The organism is Nocardia sp. CA-151230, from assembly GCF_050942175.1.
In the GTDB taxonomy this organism is placed as follows: domain Bacteria; phylum Actinomycetota; class Actinomycetes; order Mycobacteriales; family Mycobacteriaceae; genus Nocardia.
This window is the reverse complement of record NZ_CP192061.1, coordinates 3,057,735-3,078,804: the sequence shown is the minus strand read 5'-3', so window position 1 is coordinate 3,078,804 and position 21,070 is coordinate 3,057,735. Positions and strand designations below refer to the sequence as shown.

Annotated in this window: 21 protein-coding genes; 15 read left to right on the top strand and 6 right to left on the bottom strand. The window is 68.9% G+C overall.

The window, feature by feature from the left end:
* Positions 1-62: 62 nt before the first annotated feature.
* The 9 genes from ACQP1O_RS14135 to ACQP1O_RS14095 all read left to right on the top strand — a co-directional run bounded on the left by ACQP1O_RS14135 (position 63) and on the right by ACQP1O_RS14095 (position 8,350).
* Entirely contained in the window at positions 63-797 is a 735-nt protein-coding gene (locus ACQP1O_RS14135) for a maleylpyruvate isomerase family mycothiol-dependent enzyme (protein ID WP_433566255.1), read from the top strand.
* 61 nt (positions 798-858) lie between these two features.
* On the top strand, positions 859-1,590 hold the full coding sequence (locus ACQP1O_RS14130) for a hypothetical protein (protein ID WP_433566254.1): 732 nt from the start codon (positions 859-861) through the stop codon (positions 1,588-1,590).
* A 60-nt stretch (positions 1,591-1,650) separates the two neighbouring features.
* Positions 1,651-2,160 (top strand): winged helix-turn-helix transcriptional regulator, encoded by a 510-nt coding sequence (locus ACQP1O_RS14125; RefSeq protein WP_354840285.1) that lies wholly within the window; start codon positions 1,651-1,653, stop codon positions 2,158-2,160.
* A 100-nt stretch (positions 2,161-2,260) separates the two neighbouring features.
* Positions 2,261-2,776, top strand: coding sequence for an SRPBCC family protein (locus tag ACQP1O_RS14120; RefSeq protein ID WP_433566253.1), 516 nt, complete (start codon positions 2,261-2,263; stop codon positions 2,774-2,776).
* Positions 2,776-3,846: an LLM class flavin-dependent oxidoreductase gene (locus tag ACQP1O_RS14115; RefSeq protein WP_433566252.1), complete on the top strand. Its 1,071-nt coding sequence runs from the start codon at positions 2,776-2,778 to the stop codon at positions 3,844-3,846. The genes ACQP1O_RS14120 and ACQP1O_RS14115 overlap by 1 nt, the downstream gene beginning before the upstream one ends.
* Positions 3,847-3,942: 96 nt before the next feature.
* Positions 3,943-4,611 (top strand): GntR family transcriptional regulator, encoded by a 669-nt coding sequence (locus tag ACQP1O_RS14110; RefSeq protein WP_433566251.1) that lies wholly within the window; start codon positions 3,943-3,945, stop codon positions 4,609-4,611.
* 56 nt (positions 4,612-4,667) lie between these two features.
* On the top strand, positions 4,668-6,056 hold the full coding sequence (locus ACQP1O_RS14105; protein WP_433566250.1) for an allophanate hydrolase: 1,389 nt from the start codon (positions 4,668-4,670) through the stop codon (positions 6,054-6,056).
* On the top strand, positions 6,053-6,751 hold the full coding sequence (locus ACQP1O_RS14100; protein ID WP_433566249.1) for a cysteine hydrolase family protein: 699 nt from the start codon (positions 6,053-6,055) through the stop codon (positions 6,749-6,751). Before ACQP1O_RS14105 ends, ACQP1O_RS14100 begins: the two co-directional genes overlap by 4 nt.
* A gap of 12 nt (positions 6,752-6,763) precedes the next feature.
* Positions 6,764-8,350 (top strand): regulator, encoded by a 1,587-nt coding sequence (locus tag ACQP1O_RS14095; RefSeq protein WP_433566248.1) that lies wholly within the window; start codon positions 6,764-6,766, stop codon positions 8,348-8,350.
* 112 nt (positions 8,351-8,462) lie between these two features.
* Here ACQP1O_RS14095 and ACQP1O_RS14090 read toward each other — a convergent pair whose 3' ends face one another.
* The gene (locus tag ACQP1O_RS14090; RefSeq protein WP_354840266.1) at positions 8,463-8,639 is read right to left on the bottom strand and encodes a DUF6374 family protein; all 177 of its coding nucleotides are present in this window, start codon (positions 8,637-8,639) and stop codon (positions 8,463-8,465) included.
* An 81-nt stretch (positions 8,640-8,720) separates the two neighbouring features.
* Positions 8,721-9,227, bottom strand: a complete 507-nt coding sequence (locus ACQP1O_RS14085; protein ID WP_433566247.1) for a nuclear transport factor 2 family protein — start codon at positions 9,225-9,227, stop codon at positions 8,721-8,723.
* A gap of 102 nt (positions 9,228-9,329) precedes the next feature.
* Between ACQP1O_RS14085 and ACQP1O_RS14080 the strand changes: the two genes are divergently transcribed.
* The 3 genes from ACQP1O_RS14080 to ACQP1O_RS14070 all read left to right on the top strand — a co-directional run bounded on the left by ACQP1O_RS14080 (position 9,330) and on the right by ACQP1O_RS14070 (position 11,635).
* The gene (locus ACQP1O_RS14080; RefSeq protein ID WP_433566246.1) at positions 9,330-10,193 is read left to right on the top strand and encodes a LysR family transcriptional regulator; all 864 of its coding nucleotides are present in this window, start codon (positions 9,330-9,332) and stop codon (positions 10,191-10,193) included.
* Positions 10,194-10,214: 21 nt separating this feature from the next.
* Positions 10,215-10,628, top strand: coding sequence for an SRPBCC family protein (locus tag ACQP1O_RS14075; RefSeq protein ID WP_433566245.1), 414 nt, complete (start codon positions 10,215-10,217; stop codon positions 10,626-10,628).
* 119 nt (positions 10,629-10,747) lie between these two features.
* Positions 10,748-11,635, top strand: coding sequence for an RNA polymerase sigma-70 factor (locus ACQP1O_RS14070; protein ID WP_433566244.1), 888 nt, complete (start codon positions 10,748-10,750; stop codon positions 11,633-11,635).
* Positions 11,636-11,641: 6 nt separating this feature from the next.
* Here ACQP1O_RS14070 and ACQP1O_RS14065 read toward each other — a convergent pair whose 3' ends face one another.
* Together ACQP1O_RS14065 and ACQP1O_RS14060 are read right to left on the bottom strand one after the other, a co-directional pair.
* Positions 11,642-12,121, bottom strand: coding sequence for a DUF5946 family protein (locus ACQP1O_RS14065; RefSeq protein WP_433566243.1), 480 nt, complete (start codon positions 12,119-12,121; stop codon positions 11,642-11,644).
* A gap of 28 nt (positions 12,122-12,149) precedes the next feature.
* A complete protein-coding gene (locus ACQP1O_RS14060) occupies positions 12,150-12,947 on the bottom strand; it encodes an SDR family oxidoreductase (protein WP_433566242.1) in 798 nt (265 codons plus the stop codon).
* A 340-nt stretch (positions 12,948-13,287) separates the two neighbouring features.
* On the opposite strand from ACQP1O_RS14060, the gene ACQP1O_RS14055 reads away from it, so the two are divergent.
* Together ACQP1O_RS14055 and ACQP1O_RS14050 are read left to right on the top strand one after the other, a co-directional pair.
* Positions 13,288-15,072, top strand: coding sequence for a glycosyltransferase family 2 protein (locus tag ACQP1O_RS14055; RefSeq protein WP_433566241.1), 1,785 nt, complete (start codon positions 13,288-13,290; stop codon positions 15,070-15,072).
* Complete coding sequence (locus tag ACQP1O_RS14050; RefSeq protein ID WP_433566240.1) at positions 15,066-17,024, top strand: galactose oxidase-like domain-containing protein; 1,959 nt, start codon at positions 15,066-15,068, stop codon at positions 17,022-17,024. Before ACQP1O_RS14055 ends, ACQP1O_RS14050 begins: the two co-directional genes overlap by 7 nt.
* 6 nt (positions 17,025-17,030) lie before the next feature.
* On the opposite strand, the gene ACQP1O_RS14045 is transcribed toward ACQP1O_RS14050, so the two are convergent.
* Positions 17,031-18,050: a glycoside hydrolase family 6 protein gene (locus ACQP1O_RS14045; RefSeq protein WP_433566239.1), complete on the bottom strand. Its 1,020-nt coding sequence runs from the start codon at positions 18,048-18,050 to the stop codon at positions 17,031-17,033.
* A gap of 264 nt (positions 18,051-18,314) precedes the next feature.
* Positions 18,315-19,292: an ADP-ribosylglycohydrolase family protein gene (locus ACQP1O_RS14040; protein WP_433566238.1), complete on the bottom strand. Its 978-nt coding sequence runs from the start codon at positions 19,290-19,292 to the stop codon at positions 18,315-18,317.
* A gap of 99 nt (positions 19,293-19,391) precedes the next feature.
* On the opposite strand from ACQP1O_RS14040, the gene ACQP1O_RS14035 reads away from it, so the two are divergent.
* A complete protein-coding gene (locus ACQP1O_RS14035) occupies positions 19,392-21,056 on the top strand; it encodes a bifunctional 3'-5' exonuclease/DNA polymerase (protein WP_433566237.1) in 1,665 nt (554 codons plus the stop codon).
* Positions 21,057-21,070 lie beyond the last annotated feature (14 nt).

The following is a 21,070-nucleotide window of genomic DNA, read 5'->3' as shown; positions in this document are numbered from 1 at the left end:
CGTTCGACACCAGCCACCTAGGGTGGCTTTGACGACGATCGACGACAGGAAGGAAGCAGGGAGTGGCGGGCAAGGGCGCGGGCTGGCTGGAACCGATCGAGGAGTCCACGCAGCGGTTCCTCGCGACGGTCGACACGCTCACCGACGACCGGATCAGCGGCGACTCGCTGATCCCGCCGTGGACGCGGGGCCATGTCATCGCGCACGTCTGCCGGGCCGGGGACAGCCTGGTGCGCCTGCTGACCTGGTCGCGCACCGGCGTGGAGACCCCGCAGTACGCGAGCATGGCGGCGCGGGCCGCCGAGATCGAGGCGGGCGCGGCGCGACCGGTGGCCGAACAGCTGGCCGATGTGGCCGCCGGCGCGCAGCGGTTCGCCGACGCGGTGCGGCTGCTGCCGGCCGAGGCGTGGGAGCGAACCGTCCGGCCCCGCACCGGGGAACCGCGGACACCGGAGACGCTGGTGCCGATGCGGCTGCGGGAATTGGAGATTCACCACGCCGACCTGAATGCCGGATACTCGTTCTCCGACATTCCCGAATCCGCGGCGCGCTGGATTCTCGACGATATCGCCGACGCGCTCTCCGGCCGGACACCCGACGGCCCGGCCCTATGGCTGCGAGCCACCGACAGCGACTTCCGCCGGGAGCTGAGAGGCGAAGGGCACTCGGCCCCGATCGGTATCAGCGGGACGCAGGCCGACCTGCTCGGCTGGCTCAGCGGCCGGATTCCCGCCGCCGCAACCGGACTCATCGCCGCGGGCGCCGACACCGTGCCGCCGGCCCCGATCTGGATCTGACCATCCCGAATTCGGCCATCCCGCTCCCACCCGGCCCCGACGCCGGTCAGACTCGAAAACTATGACCGCCGTTCGCATTACCGCCACCTTGGCCGCCGTCCTCGCGATCACCGGCGCCGGGGCTGTCGCGACAGGTCCGGCCACGGCGCCCGCGCGGGCGTACGGACCGGCGTCGTGCGTTCCGGGGAATCCCACCCAGCCCACCTCCGAGCTGTTCGCCACCACCAACACCGCCACCATCACCGACCCGGCCGATCCCCGGCTGAACGACCGGTTGTCGCAGTTCGAGCTGGAGGTGAACGCGACCGCGCTCACCGAACTCGCGCTGCCCGTCGGCTCGGAACTGCTGGACGGGGTGTTCTGGTCCTCCGACACCGGGGCGGCCACCTACGAGCGGTCCCGCCAATTCCAGCTGGCCTGTACCGATTTCAAGAATCTGTGCTGGGTCGCCGACGACCTGCGGGTGCGCTACAACCAGGAATCGGTGCTGACCTTCGAGTACCTGCCCGGCGACGACATCCGCGCCGACGGCTTCACCGTCACCGTCCCGGGCATCGACCGCACCCGCTTCCACGATGCCCTGATCGCGGATCCGCAGGTGCGTGACCGGCTCGGCGGCGGATCGGTCACCGAATCGGGCGATCTGGTACTGGTGGCCGACCGCGCCGATCAGGATCTGGTGCGGAATTTCGTGACCGGACTCGGCGGCGCATGGAACGACGGCCAACTGCGTTACGGCGATCGCGAATTCGTGCACGGCACCGGCACGGCCGCTCTGGCGTGCCAGCTCTGACGGCCGGACGGCATCGCCGTCATCTGCATGGTCCTATGGTGAGACCGGTATCCTCGGGGGATGAAGCGTACGTCGTTCGCGCGGTGGCCCTGCTCGGTCGCCCGGACCATGGATCTGCTCGGGGACTGGTGGACGCCGCTGGTGCTCCGTGAAGCCTTCTACGGGGTGCGGCGATTCGACGAGTTCCAGCAGGAATTGGGGATCGCCCGCAATACCCTGAGCGATCGGCTCAAGCGGCTGGTCGAGGAGGGGCTGCTCGAAAAGCGGCCGTACCACACCGAACCCACCTGGTACGAGTACGTGCTGACCGAGAAGGGCCGCGACTTCTGGGATGTGCTGCTGGTGATGTCGCGGTGGGGCGACCGCTGGCTCGCCGACGCGGACGGGCCGCCGGTGATCTTGAACCACACCGCGTGCGGGCACGACACCCAGCTCAAGGTGGTGTGCGAGCACTGCGATCAACCGGTGCCGATCGAGGAGTCGCGGCTGCGCATGGGGCCCGGCTATCCCGAGCGATTGCGCGAGCGGCCCGATATCCGGGCGCGGTTCGCGCGGCAGGAGACCAAGTAGCTTTCCCGCATTCCGGCGACATCCTGAAATCATGCGTTGACCTGCATCGTCTATTTATGCAACCATCGAGCCAGTAGCAGCTCTCACAGCGAGGTGACGCATGGAGTGGACCGGCGCGAAGTATGCCGATGGACCGACGGCGCAGGCCGAGATCTGGATCGACGCGACACCCGAGGCGGTGTGGGCGCTCGTCTCGGACATCGGGCTGATGCCGGAGATGAGCGCGGAACTGCAATCGGCGCACTGGGTGCGGCCGGACACCCCGCCCGGCGTGGGCAGCACCTTCGTGGGCACCAGCCGGCACGAGGCGCTGGGCGAATGGTCGACGACTTCCCATGTCGTGGAATGGGATCCGCCGCGCGTCTTCGCCTGGGCGGTCAGTGATCCCGAGCACCCCTCGGCCACATGGCGTTTCACCGTCGAGTCCGCGGACGGCGGCGCGACTCTGCGGCAGTGGGTCCGCATGGGCCCCGGCCGGTCCGGGCTGAGCATCGCCATCGAGGCCATGCCCGAGAAAGAGGAGAAGATCGTGTTCGTGCGCATGCGGGAATTCGAAGCCGCCATGCAGGCCGTGGTCGCCGACATCAAGCGCCGCGCCGAGGAGGGGACTCGCTGATGCGCACCGCCACCACCGTCGAACTCTCCCGCGATTCCCAGCAGGTCATCGATTTCGTTCGGGAGGCCGAGACCATGGGCCTGGACATCTGCTGGGTCGCCGAGGCCTGGGGCTCCGACGCCCCCTCGGTGCTCGGTTACCTCGCCGCCCGCACCGATCGAATCCTGCTGGGCTCCGGCATCATCCAGGTCGGCACCCGGTCGCCGGTGGCCATCGCCCAGGCCGCGCTCACCCTGGCCGAACTCTCCCAGGGCCGCTTCCTGCTCGGCCTGGGCTCTTCCGGCCCTCAGGTCATGGAAGGCCTGCACGGCGTCCCGTTCGCCCGCGCGCTCACCCGCATGCGCGAGACCATCGACGTCATCAAGCAGGCCACGGCCGGTGAGAAGGTCTCCTACCAGGGCGACACGATCCGAATCCCCTTGGACGGCAACAGCAAACCGATGCGGCTGTCGATCCCCGCCAACACCGGCATCCCGATCTACATCGCCAGCATGTCGCCCAGGATGCTCGAGCTCACCGGCCGGGTGGCCGACGGCTGGCTGGGCACCAGCTTCGTCCCCGAGGGCTCCCACGCCTACTTCGACCACCTCGACGCCGGCCTCGCCGCGGCCGGCCGCATCCGCGCCGACATCGATGTCTGCCAGGGCGCGGAGGTCGCGTTCTTCGACGACGAGGAAGCCGTCAGCCGCCACCTCGCCGGCCGAAAACTCGAGCTGGCCTTCAGCATCGGCGGCATGGGCAGCGAGAAGACCAACTTCTACAACGCCGCCTACGCCCGCCAGGGCTGGTCCGACGTCACCGGCGAGATCCGGCAACGCTGGCAGGCCGGCGACCGCGCGGGAGCGACCGCGCTGGTCACCGACGACATGATCCTCGCCACCACCTTGATCGGCACCCCGGAGATGGTGCGACGCCGACTCCGGACGTGGAGCGACGTCGGCGTCGACACCGTCCGCCTCTACCCCGCCGGCGACACCCTCGCCACCAAGCTGTCCAACCTCGCCCAGGCCCTGGATCTCATCGCCGACCTCGACCACACCCCGATCAGCTCGCCGTCGCCCGCCGACTGACAGAGACACCCGGCCCGGTTTCGGCCAGGGCACAGTCCTTTTCGCGATCGCCGCAGCGAGCGGGCTGTCGCGGACCGGACAGCATAATCTCGATTCATGGTGCCGGGGACGAATGGGGCGGGATTGCCGCCGAGTCTGGTGGAGGTGGCGACCCGGCAGGTGCGGGCCGAGGTGCTCAGCGGGGTGTTCGAACCCGGGGAGCGAATCGGCGAGGAGGCCCTGTGCGCGCGGCTGGGGACCAGTCGCGCGCCGGTGCGGGAGGCACTGCGGCTGCTGGCGCAGGAGGGGCTGATCGAGCATGTGCCGCGCCGTGGGTTCCGGGTCGCGGTATGGTCGGCGACCGACATCCTGCAGCTGTTCGAGTTGCGGCGGGTGCTGGAGCGGCACGCCATCGAGAATGCTTTCCCGCTTGCGGCAGAAGGTGATCCATTGCGCGAGGTACGGGCGGCGCTCGAGGAGATGCGCGCGGCCGACGCCGCCGGGGACCTGTTCGAGCGCGACAATGCCCATCGACGCTTCCATGCCGCCATCGTGGCGCTGGCGGGCAACCGGCAACTGAATCTGGCGTATGAGCCGATCCTGCTGAAGCTTCAGCTGCCGATGGCTCGCAACCTGCGTACCGAGGCGCGCAGCGCGCAGCGCCGCAATGGCATTCGACGCCACGCCGAACTGCTGGCCGCCCTGGAGTCGGGCGACGCCGCCGTCGCCTGCGACGCGCTGGTGCGGCACGGCGAGCGGGCCTATCTGGACCTGGATATCCGCTAACACAGCGGATACATTGCGGGACCGCCGATTTCACACATTCTGTCGACAATCGACAGATGAGTACCACCGGTCCCACGGTCGTGGAGATTCTGGCCTCACACGAAAGCGGCAGCGGCTCACCGACGCACACCGCCGCGCGGGTCGCCGACGCCATCGCCGCCCGCGGCGCGGACGGCACCTGGATCACCCCGGTGCCGCGTGAGCAGCTGCTCGCCGCTGCCGCCGAGATCGAACGCCGCCCGGGGGCGCGCACCCTGCCGCTGTACGGGGTGCCGTTCGGGGTGAAGGACTCCATCGACGTGGCGGGGTGGCCCACCACCCTCGCCTGTCCCGATTTCACCTACACGGCCACCGAAACCGCGCCCGCGGTCCAGCGCCTGCTGGACGCGGGCGCGCTGTTCGTCGGCAAGACCAACCTGGACCAGTTCGCGACCGGGCTCAACGGCACCCGCACGCCCTACCCCATTCCGCGCAGTGTCTACGGCGGCGAATTGATCTGCGGCGGCTCCAGTTCCGGGTCGGCGCGCGCGGTGGCGCTGGGCGAGGTGCCGTTCTGCGTGGCCACCGATACGGCCGGATCGGGCCGGGTACCGGCCGCGCTCAACGGGATCCTCGGCTGGAAGCCCTCGCGCGGGCTGATCAGCACCGTGGGCCTGGTGCCGGCCTGCCGATCGCTGGACTGCCTGTCGCTGATGGCGACCACGGTGGAGGATCTGGATCGGGTCTTCGCGGTGATCGCGGGTGTGGATTCGGACGATCCGTGGAGCCGGGAGCGCGGGCCGCGTTTCAGCGGCGGGCGGGTGCGGGTCGGCCTGCCCGACGCGGCCGAGCTGGAATTCTTCGGCGACGAGGTCTTCCGGGCCGCCCATCTGGGCGTGCGAGATCGGCTGGGACGGCACGGATTCGACTGTGTACCCACCACGCTGGAACCCTTCCTGGCCGCGGGCGAACTGCTGTACCAAGGTCCATGGGTGGCCGAGCGGCTGGTGGAGTTCGAGACCTTCCTGGCCGCACGACCCGGCTCGATCCTGCCGGTGATCCGCGAGATCCTCACCGGCGGTTTCCGATTCACCGCGGTCGACGTGTTCCGCGCACAGCAGCGCCTGCAGGAATTGCGGGCCGCGGTAGCGCGGATGTGGGCAGAATTCGACGTGATCGTGGTGCCCACCATCGGCACCACCTTCACCGTGGCGCAGGTGCAGGCCGATCCCATCGCCACCAACACCGTGCTGGGCCACTACACGCATTTCGGGAATCTGCTGGATCTCACCGCGATCTCGGTACCGGTGGGCACCACCTCGGACGGCCGCCCGCTGGCGGTCATGGTCTTCGGACCGGCCCTCGCCGACGACACCGTGCTCGCGGCGGCCGCCCGCATCCTCGACGAGCCGCGCCCGGCCGTGGCGCATTCGGAATTCCGGCTCGCACAGAAGGAACGACAATGACGGCAGTTCACCACATTCCGGCGCAACCCGCGGATTTCACCTTCGACCCGAACACCGTGGCGTTGCTCGTCATCGACATGCAGCGCGATTTCCTGCTACCCGGCGGATTCGGCGAGAGCCTCGGCAATGACGTGACGCTGCTACGCACCGTCATCGAGCCGCTGGCGGCGCTGCTGGCCGCCGCCCGCGCCGCCGGGCTCCCCGTCATCCACACCCGCGAAGGCCATCTGCCCGACCTGTCGGACTGCCCACCGGCGAAGCTGGCACGGGGCAACCCCTCCCAGCGCATCGGGGACCCGGGCCGGTTCGGGCGCATCCTGATCCGCGGCGAATACGGCCACGACATCATCGACGAACTCGCGCCGCGCGACGACGAGGTGGTGATCGACAAGCCCGGCAAGGGCGCGTTCTACGCCACCGAGCTGGCGGATGTGCTGGCCCGCACCGGGATTCGCTCACTACTGGTCACCGGCGTCACCACCGAGGTCTGCGTGCACACGACGGTGCGCGAGGCCAATGACCGCGGCTACGAATGCCTGGTCGTCTCCGACTGCGTCGGTTCGTATTTCCCGGATTTCCAGCGCGCCGGCCTGGCCATGATCACCGCGCAGGGCGGCATCTTCGGCTGGGTCGCCGATTCCGCGGCCGTCCTCGACGCGCTCACCTCCGCCGTCTCCCCCGCCCCGGCCCAGTGAACAGGAACCCCCATGTCCGTCGATACCGAGCTGCCCGGTGAAACCGGTTCGGCCGCACCGCTGTCGCTGCCGTGGTGGACCCGCGGCGACACCAATGCCTTCTTCGGCCTGTCGTTCAATATCCTCGTCAATGTCCTGACCCTCACCACCCTGTCGGTCGCGGTGGTGAAGATCCCGAGCGCCGACGTGCTGGGGACCGTGCTGCCGGCCCTGGGCATCGCGCTGGTGCTGGGCAACCTCTACTACATGATGCTGGCGCGGCGGCTGGCCCGCCGCGAGGGCCGCGCGACGGTCACGGCACTGCCCTACGGGCCCAGCGTGCCGCACATGTTCATCGTCGTGTTCGTGGTGATGCTGCCGATCTATCTGAAGACCAACGACCCGATCAAGGCGTGGTCGGCAGGCTTGGCCTGGGCGTTCATGATCGGCGTGATCGTCATGATCGGCGCGTTCGTCGGGCCCTTCATCCGCCGCATCACGCCGCGCGCGGCCATGCTGGGCACCCTGGCCGGCATCTCCATCACCTTCATCGCCATGCGGCCCGCCGCGCAGATGTGGGAGGCCGCCTGGATCGGGTTGCCGGTGCTGGCCATCATTCTCATCGGCTTCTTCACCGATGTACGGCTGCCGGGCAATGTTCCGATCGGGCTGGTGGCGCTGCTGACGGGCACGGCCATCGGCTGGATCGGCGGCTACATGTCGGTGCCGGACGTGTCGAAGGCCGCCCACGATATCGCGCTCGGACTGCCGGATCTGCGGCTGCACCTGCTCTTCGACGGGCTCGGGCATCTGGCGCCGCTGCTGGCCACCGCGATTCCGCTGGGCGTCTACAACTTCACCGAGGCCATGAGCAATGTGGAGAGCGCCGCGGCGGCGGGCGACAACTACAACCTGCGCAGCGTGCTGCTGGCCGACGGGTTCGGCGCGATCATCGGATCCGGATTCGGGTCGCCGTTCCCGCCCGCCGTCTACATCGGCCACCCCGGCTGGAAGGACGCCGGCGGGCGCACCGGGTACTCGCTGGCCAGTGGCGCGGTCATCGGATTGATGTGTCTGCTGGGGCTTTTCGGAGTGCTGGCCACACTGCTGCCCATTCCGGCGATCGTGCCGATCCTGCTGTACATCGGTCTGCTGATCGGGGCGCAGGCGTTCCAGGCGGTGCCCCGCCCACATGCGGTGGCGGTGGTCGCCGCGCTGCTGCCGAACCTGGCGGAGTGGGGCGTCGGCCAGATCGACAATGCGCTCAGCGCGGCGGGCACCACCGCGGACAAGGTCGGCATGGGTGCGCTGGGACAGGCCGGGGTGGTCTACGACGGGCTGAAGACGCTCGGCGAGGGCGCGGTGCTGGCCGGACTGGTACTCGGCACCATGGTCACCTTCGTCCTCGACAAACGGTTCCGGGCTGCGGCTCTGGCCTGCGCGGCCGGTGCGGTGCTCAGCTTCGTCGGGCTGATCCACGCACCCGAGGTCGGCTGGGCCGCCGCCCCGAAGGTCGCCCTCGGCTATCTGTTCTTCGGCCTGGTATGTCTGGCGTGTTCCAGGCTGCGAACCACCCGCACGGCCCCGGATCCCGCTGCGGCCGAGGCGATCTCGGACTAGGTCTGACCAACGGGGGCGTAGGCGTCGGCGTCGAGGGCGAAGCTCCGGGCAACGCCCTCCTTGGCGGTGCGGTACGACGTCTCGGCCGGTGGCGTCCTCGAACGCATCCCCGCTACCTGGGCCGATCCATTTCCTCGAGAAAGATCCGCAACCCCTCCCCGATCTTCCCCGCAGCATTCTCCAACTGCTCCGGCGACAACACCTTCCCGAACGACGCCGCCTTCAGCAATTGCCGCTGCACCTCTTTGAGGTTCATCGTCGCCCAGTCGCGTCGTGAGAGTTCCGGCATGGCCCGGAACGATACCTCGAGTAGAACGTTTGTTCGAGTACACCGGTTCGATCGCGCGCCACTCCCTCGGAGCGGCGACTGTCACCCTCCGAAGATGGCTGTGGGATCCCCCGTGTACCAGGTGTTGTCGATGCGCATGCGGCGGATGAGCCAGCGGTCGCCCTCGCGCTGGAGTTCGAGGTCGTAGGGGTTCTTCAGCAGGGCGTGGACACTGGGGTCGGCGACCAGCAGGTGCTGGGCTTCGACCAGGGCGGTCATCCGGGCGGTGTCGCCGTCGATGGTGATGCGGGGGTTGGTGACCTGGTGGGTGGTGTTCACCCGCCCGGTGAACATGGCCAGGATGGTGGTGACGATGGCGTCGCGGCCGGCCATCACCGGCGGTGCGCCGCCCCAGCGCGCGGCGGCCGGGCGGAAGTCGAGTTCGGCGTCGGCGGTGAAGGCCGACGCGAACAGGTCACGATCCTTGGTGTCCTGTCCCAGCCCGAAACGATAGAGGGCGTCGGTGATTTCGGCGCGGTCGCGCAGTTCCGCGACGACCGCGGCGATATCGGTCGAGGGCGCGGACAGGGCCTGGTGCGTGGTGCTCATTTTGTTGCTCCCGGGTCGGTCGATCTGTTGGCTTCACTCTGCTGCCGGCGCAATTGGCGAACAATGCCGCTTTCGATAAGGATCGTCAGGCAGGACTTAACGATGGGATGGCCGGTGATCGAGCGGTACGAGGTGGAGACCCTGCTGGCCCTGGCCGAGGAACTGCATTTCGGCCGGACGGCCGAGCGGCTGCGCGTCTCGACCGCCCGTGTGAGTCAGACCGTGAGCAAGCTGGAGCGCCGCGTCGGCGTGCCGCTGTTCGACCGGACCAGCCGACGTGTCGAACTCACGCCGGTGGGAAGGCAACTGGTGCGGGAGCTGCGTCCGGCGTGGGAGGACGTCGCCGCCGCGGTGCGGCACGCCATCGACGCCGGGCGCGGCGTGACCGGCGTGCTCCGGGTCGGCTTCGTCGGCCCGGCCGCCGCCCAGTTGCTGGTCGGCGCCACCGCCGAGTTCCAGCGCCGAATTCCCGACTGCGAGGTGCGGATTCGAGAGGCGCAGCCCGCCGAGATCCCGGACCGGCTGCGCGCCGGGGACATCGATCTGGCACTGTGCGCATTTCCGGACGAGGCAGCACCGGACCTCGACCGGGGACCGGTGCTGGTCAGCGAGGCCTGCGTCCTCGCCGTCGCCGCGTCCCACCCGTGGGCCGGCCGGACCTCGGTACCGGTCAGCGAACTCGACCGGGTCACGGTCATCCGGCTCGCCGGGGCGGTAATCCACACGGCTGCAACACAATCCGGCCCGGTCGCGACCACGATGCAGGAAGCGTTGACGCTGGCCGGAACCGGACAGGGCGTGCTGGCCCTCGGCGCCCACGCCCTGCGCTATCACGCACGCCCCGATGTCACCTACGTGCCGCTACGGGACGCGCCGACGGTGACATGGGGCCTGATGTGGCCCGCGGGCCGCGACACCGCCCGCGTCCGCGCGTTCGCCGCCGCGGCGGAATCGTTCCTGCAGTAGCCGAAAGGAACCCACCCGACCATGGCTTCCATCCGCCACGAGATCGCGATCAACGCCTCGCCGCACCATGTTTGGGAGGTGATCCGCGATATCGGCGCCGTCCACGAACGCCTGCTCCCCGGGCGGGTGGCCGGCACCCGGATCGAAGGCGTCCACCGGTTCCTCACCTTTCCCGACGGTCACGTCATCCGGGAACTCATCATCAGCGTCGACGACGACACCCGTCGTCTGGCCTACTCCGTGGCCGAGGGCGCCCGCCCCCGGCTGGACTACCACCACGCCTGTTTCGAAGTCCGCGCCGACGCCGACCACGCGCGCCTGATCTGGACCACCGATCTCCTCCCTGATTCCGCCGCCCCCGCGGTACGGATTCGCACGCAGTACGGCATCGCCGAGATGAAGCACGCCATCGAAGCCTCCGCCGAACCCGAGTGACACGTTCCGGGACCGCTCCCCGGGCAATCCAAGATCAATTAGGGTCGCGGTGTCACAGATCGCCCGCGCCCGGTGTCTTGTGGACCGACACGGGTCGAGAGTGAGGACAGGAGCCACCCATGACCGGGACCACGGCCGCGACCGAGGCGTTCGTCGCCCATCGGAATCTGCTGTTCACCGTTGCCTACGAGATGCTCGGCTCGGCGGCCGACGCCGAGGACGTGCTGCAGGAGACCTGGCTGCGCTGGACCGGCGTCGACCTGGATACCGTGCTGGATCAGCGCGCCTATCTGGTGCGGATCACGACGCGCCAGGCGCTGGTGCGACTGCGCACGCTGGGCCGCCGCAAGGAGTCCTATGTCGGCCAGTGGCTGCCGGAACCGCTGCTGACCGCGCCGGATGTGGCCGAGGATGTCGAACTGGCCGAGAGCGTTTCGATGGCCATGCTGCTGGTGCTCGAGACGCTCACACCGACCGAACGGGCGGTGTTCGTGCTGCGCGAGGTGTTCGACCTGCCCTACGACGAGATCGCGGAGGCCGTCGACAAGACCTCGGCAGCGGTGCGCCAGATCGCCCATCGCGCCCGCTCCCATGTCGCGTCGCGGCGTCCGCGCGAAACGGTGTCCGCGGCCGAGACCCGCGATGTGCTCGAAGCCTTCCAACGCGCGCTCAATACGGGCGACCTGCAGGGGCTGCTCGATCTGCTGGCCCCCGACGTGGTCGCACTGGGTGACGGCGGCGGGATCAAACAGGCGCTGCCGCGGCCGATTACGGGCGCGGATCACGTGGCGCGGCTGTTCAGCGTGGGCTGGAAGACCGTCGCCGCGGGCATGGAGATCGAGCCGGCCATGGTCAATGGCCACCCGGCGCTGGTCTTCCGGGTCGACGACGAGGTGGACACCGTCCTGGCGATCCGTATCGACAACGGTCTCATCACCGGGTTCTACTCGGTGCGCAACCCGGAGAAGCTCTCGCGCATGACGCAGGAGACCAGCCTGAGCCGGTGAATCCGGCTACGCGGCAGGGCCGTTCAGGTACGCGTCCACGGTGGCGCGCGCCAGTTCGGCCATGCGGGCGCCGTAGGACTCGTGCCCGTCGCCGACGAATCCGCCGTCCGCGTCGCGCAGGTCGTGCACCGACCGCGGGAAGCGGTCCGGGATCTGCCCGGGCAGTGGCCGATAGGCCGCGAGGGCCTCGGTGTCATACACGAAACCCATGCCCTGCACGGCATTTCGCCTGCGTTGCGTCTGCCCGAACCGGTTCAGCGCGGCCAGTCCCCGATCCAGGTACAGCTGCAAGATCCGGAACTGGCTGTCGAGATACTGCTCGCGCGCGACCGATTCGTTCGGATGCTGCAGCAGATATGCCAGCACCAGCGGGGTGTGCCAGGCGTACATCGCCGGATCGCTCTGCTCCCGCGCGAGCGCCTCGTACCAGGTGGGTGCGCACGGCGCGGCCGCGCCGCACGGACAGGTCTCCGAATGCTGTTGCACGCCTTGTGATACCACGCGTCGCCGGCGATCAGCCGCGCCCGATGTAGGGCATGCCCGTCGCCATCACGGTCAGGAACGGCACGTTCACCTCGAGCGGCAGCTCGACGGTCTGGACCACCAGCCGGGCCACGTGCGCGGCGTCGATCGTCGGCTCCGGGCGGATGCTCCCGTCCGCCTGCAGCGACCCCGCCGCGATCCCGGCCGTGAGTTCGGTTGCGGCATTGCCGATATCGATCTGTCCCGCGGCGATATTGTGCGCGCGCCCCTCCAGCGCCAGCGCCTTGGTGAGCCCGGTGATGCCGTGTTTGCTGGCCGCGTAGGCGACAGTGTTCGGCCGCGGCGTATGCGCGGAGATCGACCCGTTGTTGATGATCCGCCCGCCCTGCGGCGTCTGCGCCCGCATGAGCCGGAATGCGGCCTGCGCGCACAGGAACGACCCGGTGAGGTTGATGTCGACGACCTGTTTCCAGTCCGCCACCGGCACCTCGTCGATCGGCAGCGTGGGCCCGAAGATCCCGGCATTGTTGATCAGCACATCCAGCCGCCCCCACCGCTGCACGATGTGCGCGAACACCGCGTCCACCGCCGCCGGATCGGTGACATCGGCCGGCACGGCCGTCACGCCGCCCGGCCCGGGTGCCGAGGCGACGACCTCGTCCAGGGTGGCCGCCGTGCGCCCGACCGCCACGACCTGATGTCCGGCCGCGGTCAGCGCATGGGTCATGGTGCGGCCCAACCCGGTCCCGGCACCGGTGATGAGAACGATCTTCGATGTGGTCACGAACGCCGAGCGTATTCGACCGGCGCGGCCACTCGGCGGCACCATCGCGTTCCGACCGGTCCGCACTCACCCGGACCGGGGATGGTAGTGAAACAGAACACCCGGCGACACCGAATATCCCAGCGCACGAGGCAGGCAATGGGGCCGATCGTGCAGACCAAGCGTTCAATTGACCTGAAACCTTTTGTGGCCCAAACGAATCGATCAGCGTACCGGTTTACGCTCTGCTAATCTCTGGCGTGAGCGTTCGGCGTTGAACGAGAGTTCGTACGGAGCCCGCTTCACCTGGGGGAATACGTTGCTGTCCGTGGTTTTTTCGGGCGCGTACGGCCCACGCCGACACCCGACCGAGCACATCACCGAAAAATCGTACACTGCACAGGATTTGGCGGACGCCCGGGTCGCCAAGGCCACCGTCACCGGGGAGATCCTCGACGGTGTCGGCGATGCCGTGTCGTTCCGATATCTGGAGGGCAGCCGGCGACGGCTGCTGACCGTGGCGCTATCGCTGGTATCGACCGGACTGGGCGGTGGGTACGTACTATGGCTGGTCGACAACGGTCTCGGCGCGACCGAGAAGTACGAGCAGTTCGGGACGATCGCCATCATCATGGTGACCCTGGTGGTCACCGTCGAGGTGATTCGCTTCGCCCTCGTGATGGCCATGTCGCTGACCACCGCGCTGGCCCGCAAACCGGTGCCGATCCGCGCCCGCCCGGGCCTGAACGTCGCCCTGCTCATCACCTTCGTCCCCAGGAGCGAGGATATCGCCGTCCTGGAACGAACCCTGGTGGCGGCCAAGGAGATCCGGCATCGGCATCCCGGCGTCTTCGACATCTACGTGCTGGACGAGGGCGATCCGGGCCAGCCGGGCCGGGTGCGCGAGCTGGTGGCCGAGGTGGATCGCCGCCACGGCAATCGGGTGCGCTATGTGACCCGCGGCGGCAAGCCCGAATACCACCAGAAGAAGGGCCCGTTCGAGACCCGCACCAAATTCGGCAATATCAATGCCGGTCTCGACATGATCCGCGCGGACCCCGGTCTCCCCCGCTACGACGTGGTCATGGGCATCGATCCCGACCACAAACCCATGCCCGAATTCGGGGAAAGAATGCTGGGTTATTTCAATGACCCGGACGTGGCGTACGTGGCGGGCCCACAGGCGTATGCCAATGCCACCGACAATGTCGTGGCGAAACTGGCCGAGAGCCAGCAATTCGTTTTCCACAGCCTCATTCAAACCGCCGCCAATGCGCACGGCGCACCCATGCTGGTGGGCACCAGCTACGCCCTCCGGATGAGCGTCCTCACCGATATCGGCGGCATCCAGCCGTCCATCACCGAGGATATGGCGACGAGTTTCGCCATTCTGCCGCAACGCAATCCGGCCACCGGCCACAGCTGGAAGGGCGTGTACACCCCGGACCTGCTGGCGCACGGCGAGGGCCCGGCGTCCTGGGGCGACTTCTACAAGCAGCAGAACCGCTGGGCGCGCGGCGCCATCGAGCACATGCTGTTCGGTCCGTTCGCCCTCCAGATGCTGGGCATGTGGCGCACCCCCGCACGCGTGGTGCACTACCTGCTGCTCATGGCCTTCTACCCGGTCATGGGAACGGTGTGGCTACTGGGCGCGGCCAATGTGGCGACCTTCAGCTGGTTCGGGGTGAGCGGCGCGGTGGTGTCGCCGGGCAGCTGGTTCCTGTTCTACGGCTGGGCGTCGGTGAGCCAGATGACGCTCTACACCTGGGTCCGGCGGCACAATGTGAGTCCCTACGAGACGACCAATTCCTGGGGCGTCTACGGCATGTTCATGAGCGTCATCACCGCGCCCGTGTACGCCAATTCGCTGATCAAGTGCCTGCTTCGGCGTCCGGTCGGCTTCGACGTCACCCCGAAGGGTTCGAAGTCGCGCGGCGACAGCTGGTTCACCTTCCGGCTCAATCTGATGTGGCTCGCCTTCTATGTCACCGTGGCGGCCCTCACCACCGTGCGCGGCTACGCGGCCCCCGCCACCATGATGTGGCCACTGTTCGGCGCGCTGATCTCGGCCGCACCCATGCTGGTCTGGCGGCTGAATCCGCTCTGGATGGCCTGGTCCGCAGGCCGGAGACCCGCTGACACCACCGAATTCGAGGTCGTCGAGATCGCGGAGGAGGAGCGGGCGTGCTGAAGAAGACACCGACCCGGTTCGTCCGCTGGGTGGTCACCGCCGTGGTGGTCGGCACCCTCGCCATCGCCACCACCGCCACGGTGGCGGCGCTCTACCACCGTTTCCAGCACAATCGGCTGATCAACTCCGATACCTACAAGGCGCAGTTCGGCAAGTGGGAGGTCGTCACGCTGCCGAAGGATGTCGACGCCAATATCATTCACTCGATCGTGCTGCCGACCGGCAAGGTGCTGCTCATCGCCGGCAGCGGCAACGACCACCACAATTCCGACAAGGGCGTCTACAACTCGCTGATCTTCGACCCGGAGACCCGCACCGCCAAGCGCATCCCCACCCCCACCGATCTGTTCTGCTCCGATCACGCCTACCTCGCCGACGGCACGGTGCTGATCGCGGGCGGCACGGGCAGCTACGAGGTGCTGCCCGAGAACCTCACGCATGCGGGCGGATACCTGACGATCCGCAACGAGGATCCCGACCATCCGGGATTCGTCCCCAAGGGAACGACTTTCACGGGCAAGGACAGCGGCAAGGTCTACCGCTCCGATCGCGACATCACCATACCGCCCGCCGCCAAGGATCCGGTCACCTACAAGGTCTCCGCGACCGACCGCAATGTCTACGTCGCCGCCGACGCGCCGGGCACGGACGGCGTCTGGGATCACAACGACCACTACATCATCGGCGGCCTGACCTACGCCCAGCAGCAGAACCTGTACGGCTTCGCTCCCGAGATGGCCCTGAAGAAGAAGGAATACCAGGGCATCGACGCGGCGTACGTCTTCAACCCGTGGACCGAGACCTACACCGCTGTCGGCAGTATGGGTTACGCGCGCTGGTATCCGACCCTGACCCGGCTACCCGACGGCACGGTGATGGTCATGTCCGGGCTGGACGGCTCGGGCCGAATCCTGGACGGGCAGACCGAGATCTACGATCCCGCGACCGGAACCTGGACCGAGCGCGACGACCTGCGCCGCATCTTCCCCACCTATCCGGCGGTCTTCCAGACCGCCACCCCCGGCCGCCTGTTCTTCAGCGGCCCCAGTACCGGCTGGGGTCCCGCCGAGGAGCACCGCGATCCGGGAATCTGGAACCTGACCGACAATTCGTTCCAGCTCGTGCCCGGCCTGCGTGACCCGAACATGCTCGAGACCGGCTCCTCGACCTGGCTGGGCCCGGTGCAGCGGCAACGGCTGCTCGTGGTCGGCGGTGGCGGCGTGGGCGATTCGGCGCTGTCCACCGGCCGCATCGACATCGTCGACCTGAACGACGCGCAGCCCAGGTTCACGCCGCTGGCGGTGCTGCCCCAGGGCACCCGCTACCCGAATCTGGTGCCGCTGCCCAGCGGGGATGTGTTCATCACCAATGGCGCCAACGACTATCGCGGCCGCGGGGCCAGCGACATCCTGGCCGCCTTTCTGCTCGATCAGCAGGGCGTCCTGCATCCGATGGCCGATCCGACCGTGGGCCGCGACTACCACTCCACGGCGGTGCTGCTGCCGTCGGGCCAGATCATGACCGACGGCTCCAATCCGCTGTTCGCCGACAAGGCGAACACGCTGCCCGGCAAGTTCGAGCGCCGCATCGAAATCTACACGCCCCCATACCTGTACAGGCCGGACGGCGGGGCGGTCGCGCGACCGGTGGTCACCGGCGGGCCCGACCAGATCCGGCGCGGCGCGACCTTCGAATACACCGTCGGCAGCAACCAGGCCGAGGTCCCGGCCGCGGCCGACATCAAGTTCGTGCGGCTGCTCGCCCCGGCGGCGATCACGCATGTCACCGACACCAATGAGCGGGTGGTCGACCTGCCGATGACCCGCACGGATTCCGGTGTCTCCGTGAGCATTCCGGACAACCCGGCCATTGCCCCGTCCGGCTTCTACATGCTCTTCGCGGTGAACTCCGCCGGCGTGCCCAGCATCGCGAAATGGGTGCACCTGGGCTGAAGATCGCTAGGACAGCTGATCGAGCAGCAGCTGCCGGTCGAATTCGCCCGCCGCGGCCCCGCTGGTACCGCAACGGCCGTCGGATTGCCCCGGCGTCTTGATGAACGCGTGCGCGATCATCAGATCCCGGTCGAAGCGGGTACTCGGCAGCGTTCCGACCCGCTGCCCCTGCGGATTACACCACTCGACCAGGTCGGCGGTGTTCGGCGCGCCATTGACCGAGCTGTCGATCATGACGAACAGCCGATGACCGTAGGCCTGCTCGATTCGCGTCGCGTAGGACCGGATCTCGGCCTCCGGCCGCCGGTTGGCCACATTGAGCGAAATTCCGGCGACGGGCTGTCCGGGACTGATGGCGCGCAGCAGATCCGCCACCCGGCCGGGATCCACCCAGGTGCTGTTGCCGACATCGAGGTACACCGCGGTGGCCGGATTGTGCTGGAGCAGTTCGGCATACGCGAATCCGAGCAGTGACAATCGGGCCGCGCGATCGGCGTCGTTCATCTCCGTGGCGTGGGCCAGCGCGTCCGGTTCGAGGATCACGATCGCCGGATTCGTTCCGATCGCGTCGCTGACACCGGCGATCCACTGCCTGTACGAGTCCGCCCCGGCCTGTCCCCCACCGGATTCGCCGTGCAGGTCGCGCCCCGGAATGTTGTAGGCGACGAACATCGGTATGGAATCACTCGCCTGCCCCCGCGCGATGTCCTGCCGAATCGTTCCCGCCGTCACATCCAGATCGTGCGGCAGCCACTCCGCGACCGGCGTCCGGATCAGCCGCTCGAGATTCGCCCGCACTCGCGGATCGCTCACCGCCGGCAGTGTGGCCTGCAGATCCGCGTAGTACTTGTCGCTGGACTCCAGCAGATACTCCCCACTGGCGGGAGCGTTCCGCTCGGGCACCACCACCGCGGTCTCGGCAGTGTCCCGAGCGCACCCCGTGACGAAGAGATGCACCAGTACCGCGCACAGCATCCCCGCTCGGAGCAGGCGCGACCGGTATCGCCCCGTCCGCTGTCGCCGCATGCAGACAGTATGCCGGTAGGTCCGCACGACCGGGCACTCGACCGATTCCCCTGCGGCGCAGCCCGGTTGCCGATCCATCCCACCCCGCGTCCCGACCACCCCAACCACAGGCCGGTCACCCTGCTGGACTCCGCTCCGGCCTGTTCGCCGAGCAAGAGTGGGGCCACGTCCATCCGGAGACCTGCACCAGTGTCGGACCGTCCAACGGCGCGTCCTACTCCAATTTCGCCGACAAGAACGAGCAGTGCCTCATGCCGAATCGCCTCACCGGCCGCCGGGGAACCAGCGCCGGAAGCGGCCCGCCGCTTGCCTGCCATGCTGCTGGGCGCGCACGCGGTCCAGCCAGCCGGGCAACGGTTCTCGCGCGGACAGCCACGCGCCGGGCAAGCCGCCGGGCCGGGTTCCGGTGTGGGCCGCGACGATTCCGCCGACGATCGCGCTCGTGGTGTCGGTGTCGCCGCCGACCGAGAGGCAGGTGGCGATCGCGGCCCGATAGTCGTCCAGGTAGGTCGCCGCGGCCCACATCGCGAAGGGCACGGTGTCCTGCGCCGTCACGCTGGTGCCATTGCCGATCTCCGCGGCGACCTGCCCGGCCGGAGCCCCGAGCAGCGCGGAGGCCCGGCGGATCAGGCGGGTGGTCTCACCGTCGTCGAGCCGGTCCAGGACGGTGGCGAGGAATTCCGTTGGCGCGGGCCGGGTTCCGGCGAGCCGGGCCTGTGCCGCCGTGGCAGCCGCGAGCGCCACTGCGACCGCGCCGATGATGCCTTCGCGATGCGCGTGCGTCACCTGCGCCGATCGGAGCGCCTCGGCGGCGGCCCGATCCGGGTCGCTCGCGTAGAACGCGCCCAGCGGCGCGACGCGCATGGCCGCTCCGTTCCCGCACGAGCCCTGCCCGCCGAAGGCCGCCGCGGTCACCTGCCGCCAGGGCACGCCCCGGCGGATGCGCCCCAGCGTGTCCACGGTCATGAACCCGTAGTCGCGGCGCTGGTCGATGCGTTCGGCGAAGGCGGCCACCAGCCGATCCTGGTCGATCGCACCGTGTTCGAGCAGTTCCCCCGCCACCGTGCAGGCCATCTCGGTGTCGTCGGTCCATTCCCAGCGGCCCGTCGGGAGATCACCGGTCTGCAGGTCGGCCAGGGGCCGGCGCAGCACGAGGAACTCGGCACCGACCGCGTCCCCCACGGACAGTCCATCCAACGAATCCAGCATCAAGTCGACATGCACCGCGTCGATGCTAGCCACGGTCGCACGACACAGCATGCCGGTGCCGACTTCTTGTCTGTGCCCACCGACTTGTCTGTGCTCACTGACTTGTCTGTGCCCACTGCCAGACTCATCGATATGCGATGGGCGCTGGCGGAGACGGGTGACGGCGGGGCACGGGTGTGCCCGCTGGATCGGGCCGGTCGGCCCGCGGGTCCGGTGGTCGAGGAGTCCTCGCCGGCCGAGGCCGTGCGCTCGCGTCCGGAGGCAGAGCGATGGGTGTGGCGCTCGACCGCCGGAACCTATCGGCGGCTGCTCGAGGCGGGTGTGCGGGTGGATCGCTGCTACGACGTGGAGGCGGCGGAGTCGCTGTTGATCGGACACGAGGAGGGCCAGTCCGGGCAGGCCCGTTCGCTGGCGGCGGCCTGGGCCAGGCTGCATCGGCTCCCCGTTCCGGAGGACGCGCCCGCGCGGGCCGCCGACACCCAGCCGACCCTGTTCGAATCCGGCCCGGTGCCACTGCCATCCGGGACCGACGAGTTCACCGCACTGCTGGAGGTGTACGCGGGACAGGTCGCCCGCACGGCCGCGGCGGAATACCCGTACCGCATGCACCTGCTGCTCACCGCCGAGTCTGCGGGCCTGCTGGTGGCCGCGGAGATGTCGCGGGCCGGGATCCCCTGGCGCGCCGACCTGCACCGCGAACTGCTCGATTCCATGCTCGGAGAACGCATTTCCGGTACCGCGGAACCACGGCGCATGGCGGAGCTGGCCGAGGAGGTGTCGCGGGCCTTCGGCGGGGTGCGGGTCCGCCCGGACCTGCCGCAGGACATCATCCGAGCCTTCGGGCGGGCGGGAATCTCGTTGTCCTCCACCAGAAAATGGGAACTCCGGGAGATCGACCACCCGGCGGTCGCGCCGCTGCTGGCCTACAAGTCGCTCTACCGCCTGTACACCGCGCACGGCTGGTCCTGGATCGACCAGTGGGTACACGACGGCCGCTTCCGTCCCGAGTACCTGCCGGGTGGCACGGTGACCGGCCGCTGGACCACCAATGGCGGTGGCGCGCTCCAGATCCCGAAGGTGGTGCGCCGCGCGATCCGCGCCGATCCGGGCTGGCGGCTGGTGGTCGCCGACGCCGATCAGATGGAGCCCCGCGTGCTCGCCGCCATCTCCCGCGATCCCGGGTTGATGGAGGTGGCGGGCCGGGGTGAGGATCTCTATGCCGACCTGGCGGCCCGCGCGTTCGGCGGTGACCGCGCCCAGGCCAAGGTCGCCATGCTGGGCGCGATCTACGGCCAGACCTCGGGCGACGCACGCACCCACATGGCCGAGCTGCGCCGCCGCTATCCGGACGCCGTGGCCTATGTCGACGACGCGGCGGCCGCCGGGGAGGAGGGCCGCCTGGTGCGCACCTGGTTCGGCCGCACCTGCCCGCCCGCGACGTCATTCGACCAGGCCGACTCCGACGATGGGGCTGCCGCCGGATACGGCTCCACCCCGAGGGCCCGGGCTCGCGGTCGCTTCACCCGGAACTTCGTCGTGCAGGGCAGCGCCGCCGACTGGACCCTGCTGGTGCTGGCGGGCCTGCGGCACGCGATGCACACGGCGGGACTGCGCGCCGAGCTGGTCTTCTTCCAGCACGACGAGGTCATCGTGCACTGCCCCGAGGAGGAGGCGGCCGCGGTCGCCGAGGCGATCACGGCCGCGGCGGACACCGCCGGAGAGCTGGCGTTCGGCCCGACCCCGGTCCGGTTCCCCTTCACAACCGCGACAGTGGAGTGCTACGCGGACGCGAAGTAGGAAATAGCCGGCAG

Bases quoted from the DNA above. Each gene is read 5' to 3' on its own strand.
- ACQP1O_RS14110 (WP_433566251.1), top strand. From the start codon at position 3,943: ATGGTGCCGGGGACGAATGGGGCGGGATTGCCGCCGAGTCTGGTGGAG.
- ACQP1O_RS14115 (WP_433566252.1), top strand. From the start codon at position 2,776: ATGCGCACCGCCACCACCGTCGAACTCTCCCGCGATTCCCAGCAGGTC.
- ACQP1O_RS14060 (WP_433566242.1), bottom strand. From the start codon at position 12,947: ATGGTGCCGCCGAGTGGCCGCGCCGGTCGAATACGCTCGGCGTTCGTG.
- ACQP1O_RS14035 (WP_433566237.1), top strand. From the start codon at position 19,392: ATGCGATGGGCGCTGGCGGAGACGGGTGACGGCGGGGCACGGGTGTGC.
- ACQP1O_RS14100 (WP_433566249.1), top strand. From the start codon at position 6,053: ATGACGGCAGTTCACCACATTCCGGCGCAACCCGCGGATTTCACCTTC.
- ACQP1O_RS14130 (WP_433566254.1), top strand. From the start codon at position 859: ATGACCGCCGTTCGCATTACCGCCACCTTGGCCGCCGTCCTCGCGATC.
- ACQP1O_RS14105 (WP_433566250.1), top strand. From the start codon at position 4,668: ATGAGTACCACCGGTCCCACGGTCGTGGAGATTCTGGCCTCACACGAA.
- ACQP1O_RS14125 (WP_354840285.1), top strand. From the start codon at position 1,651: ATGAAGCGTACGTCGTTCGCGCGGTGGCCCTGCTCGGTCGCCCGGACC.
- ACQP1O_RS14120 (WP_433566253.1), top strand. From the start codon at position 2,261: ATGGAGTGGACCGGCGCGAAGTATGCCGATGGACCGACGGCGCAGGCC.
- ACQP1O_RS14045 (WP_433566239.1), bottom strand. From the start codon at position 18,050: ATGCGGCGACAGCGGACGGGGCGATACCGGTCGCGCCTGCTCCGAGCG.
- ACQP1O_RS14095 (WP_433566248.1), top strand. From the start codon at position 6,764: ATGTCCGTCGATACCGAGCTGCCCGGTGAAACCGGTTCGGCCGCACCG.
- ACQP1O_RS14070 (WP_433566244.1), top strand. From the start codon at position 10,748: ATGACCGGGACCACGGCCGCGACCGAGGCGTTCGTCGCCCATCGGAAT.
- ACQP1O_RS14080 (WP_433566246.1), top strand. From the start codon at position 9,330: ATGGGATGGCCGGTGATCGAGCGGTACGAGGTGGAGACCCTGCTGGCC.
- ACQP1O_RS14075 (WP_433566245.1), top strand. From the start codon at position 10,215: ATGGCTTCCATCCGCCACGAGATCGCGATCAACGCCTCGCCGCACCAT.
- ACQP1O_RS14085 (WP_433566247.1), bottom strand. From the start codon at position 9,227: ATGAGCACCACGCACCAGGCCCTGTCCGCGCCCTCGACCGATATCGCC.
- ACQP1O_RS14090 (WP_354840266.1), bottom strand. From the start codon at position 8,639: ATGCCGGAACTCTCACGACGCGACTGGGCGACGATGAACCTCAAAGAG.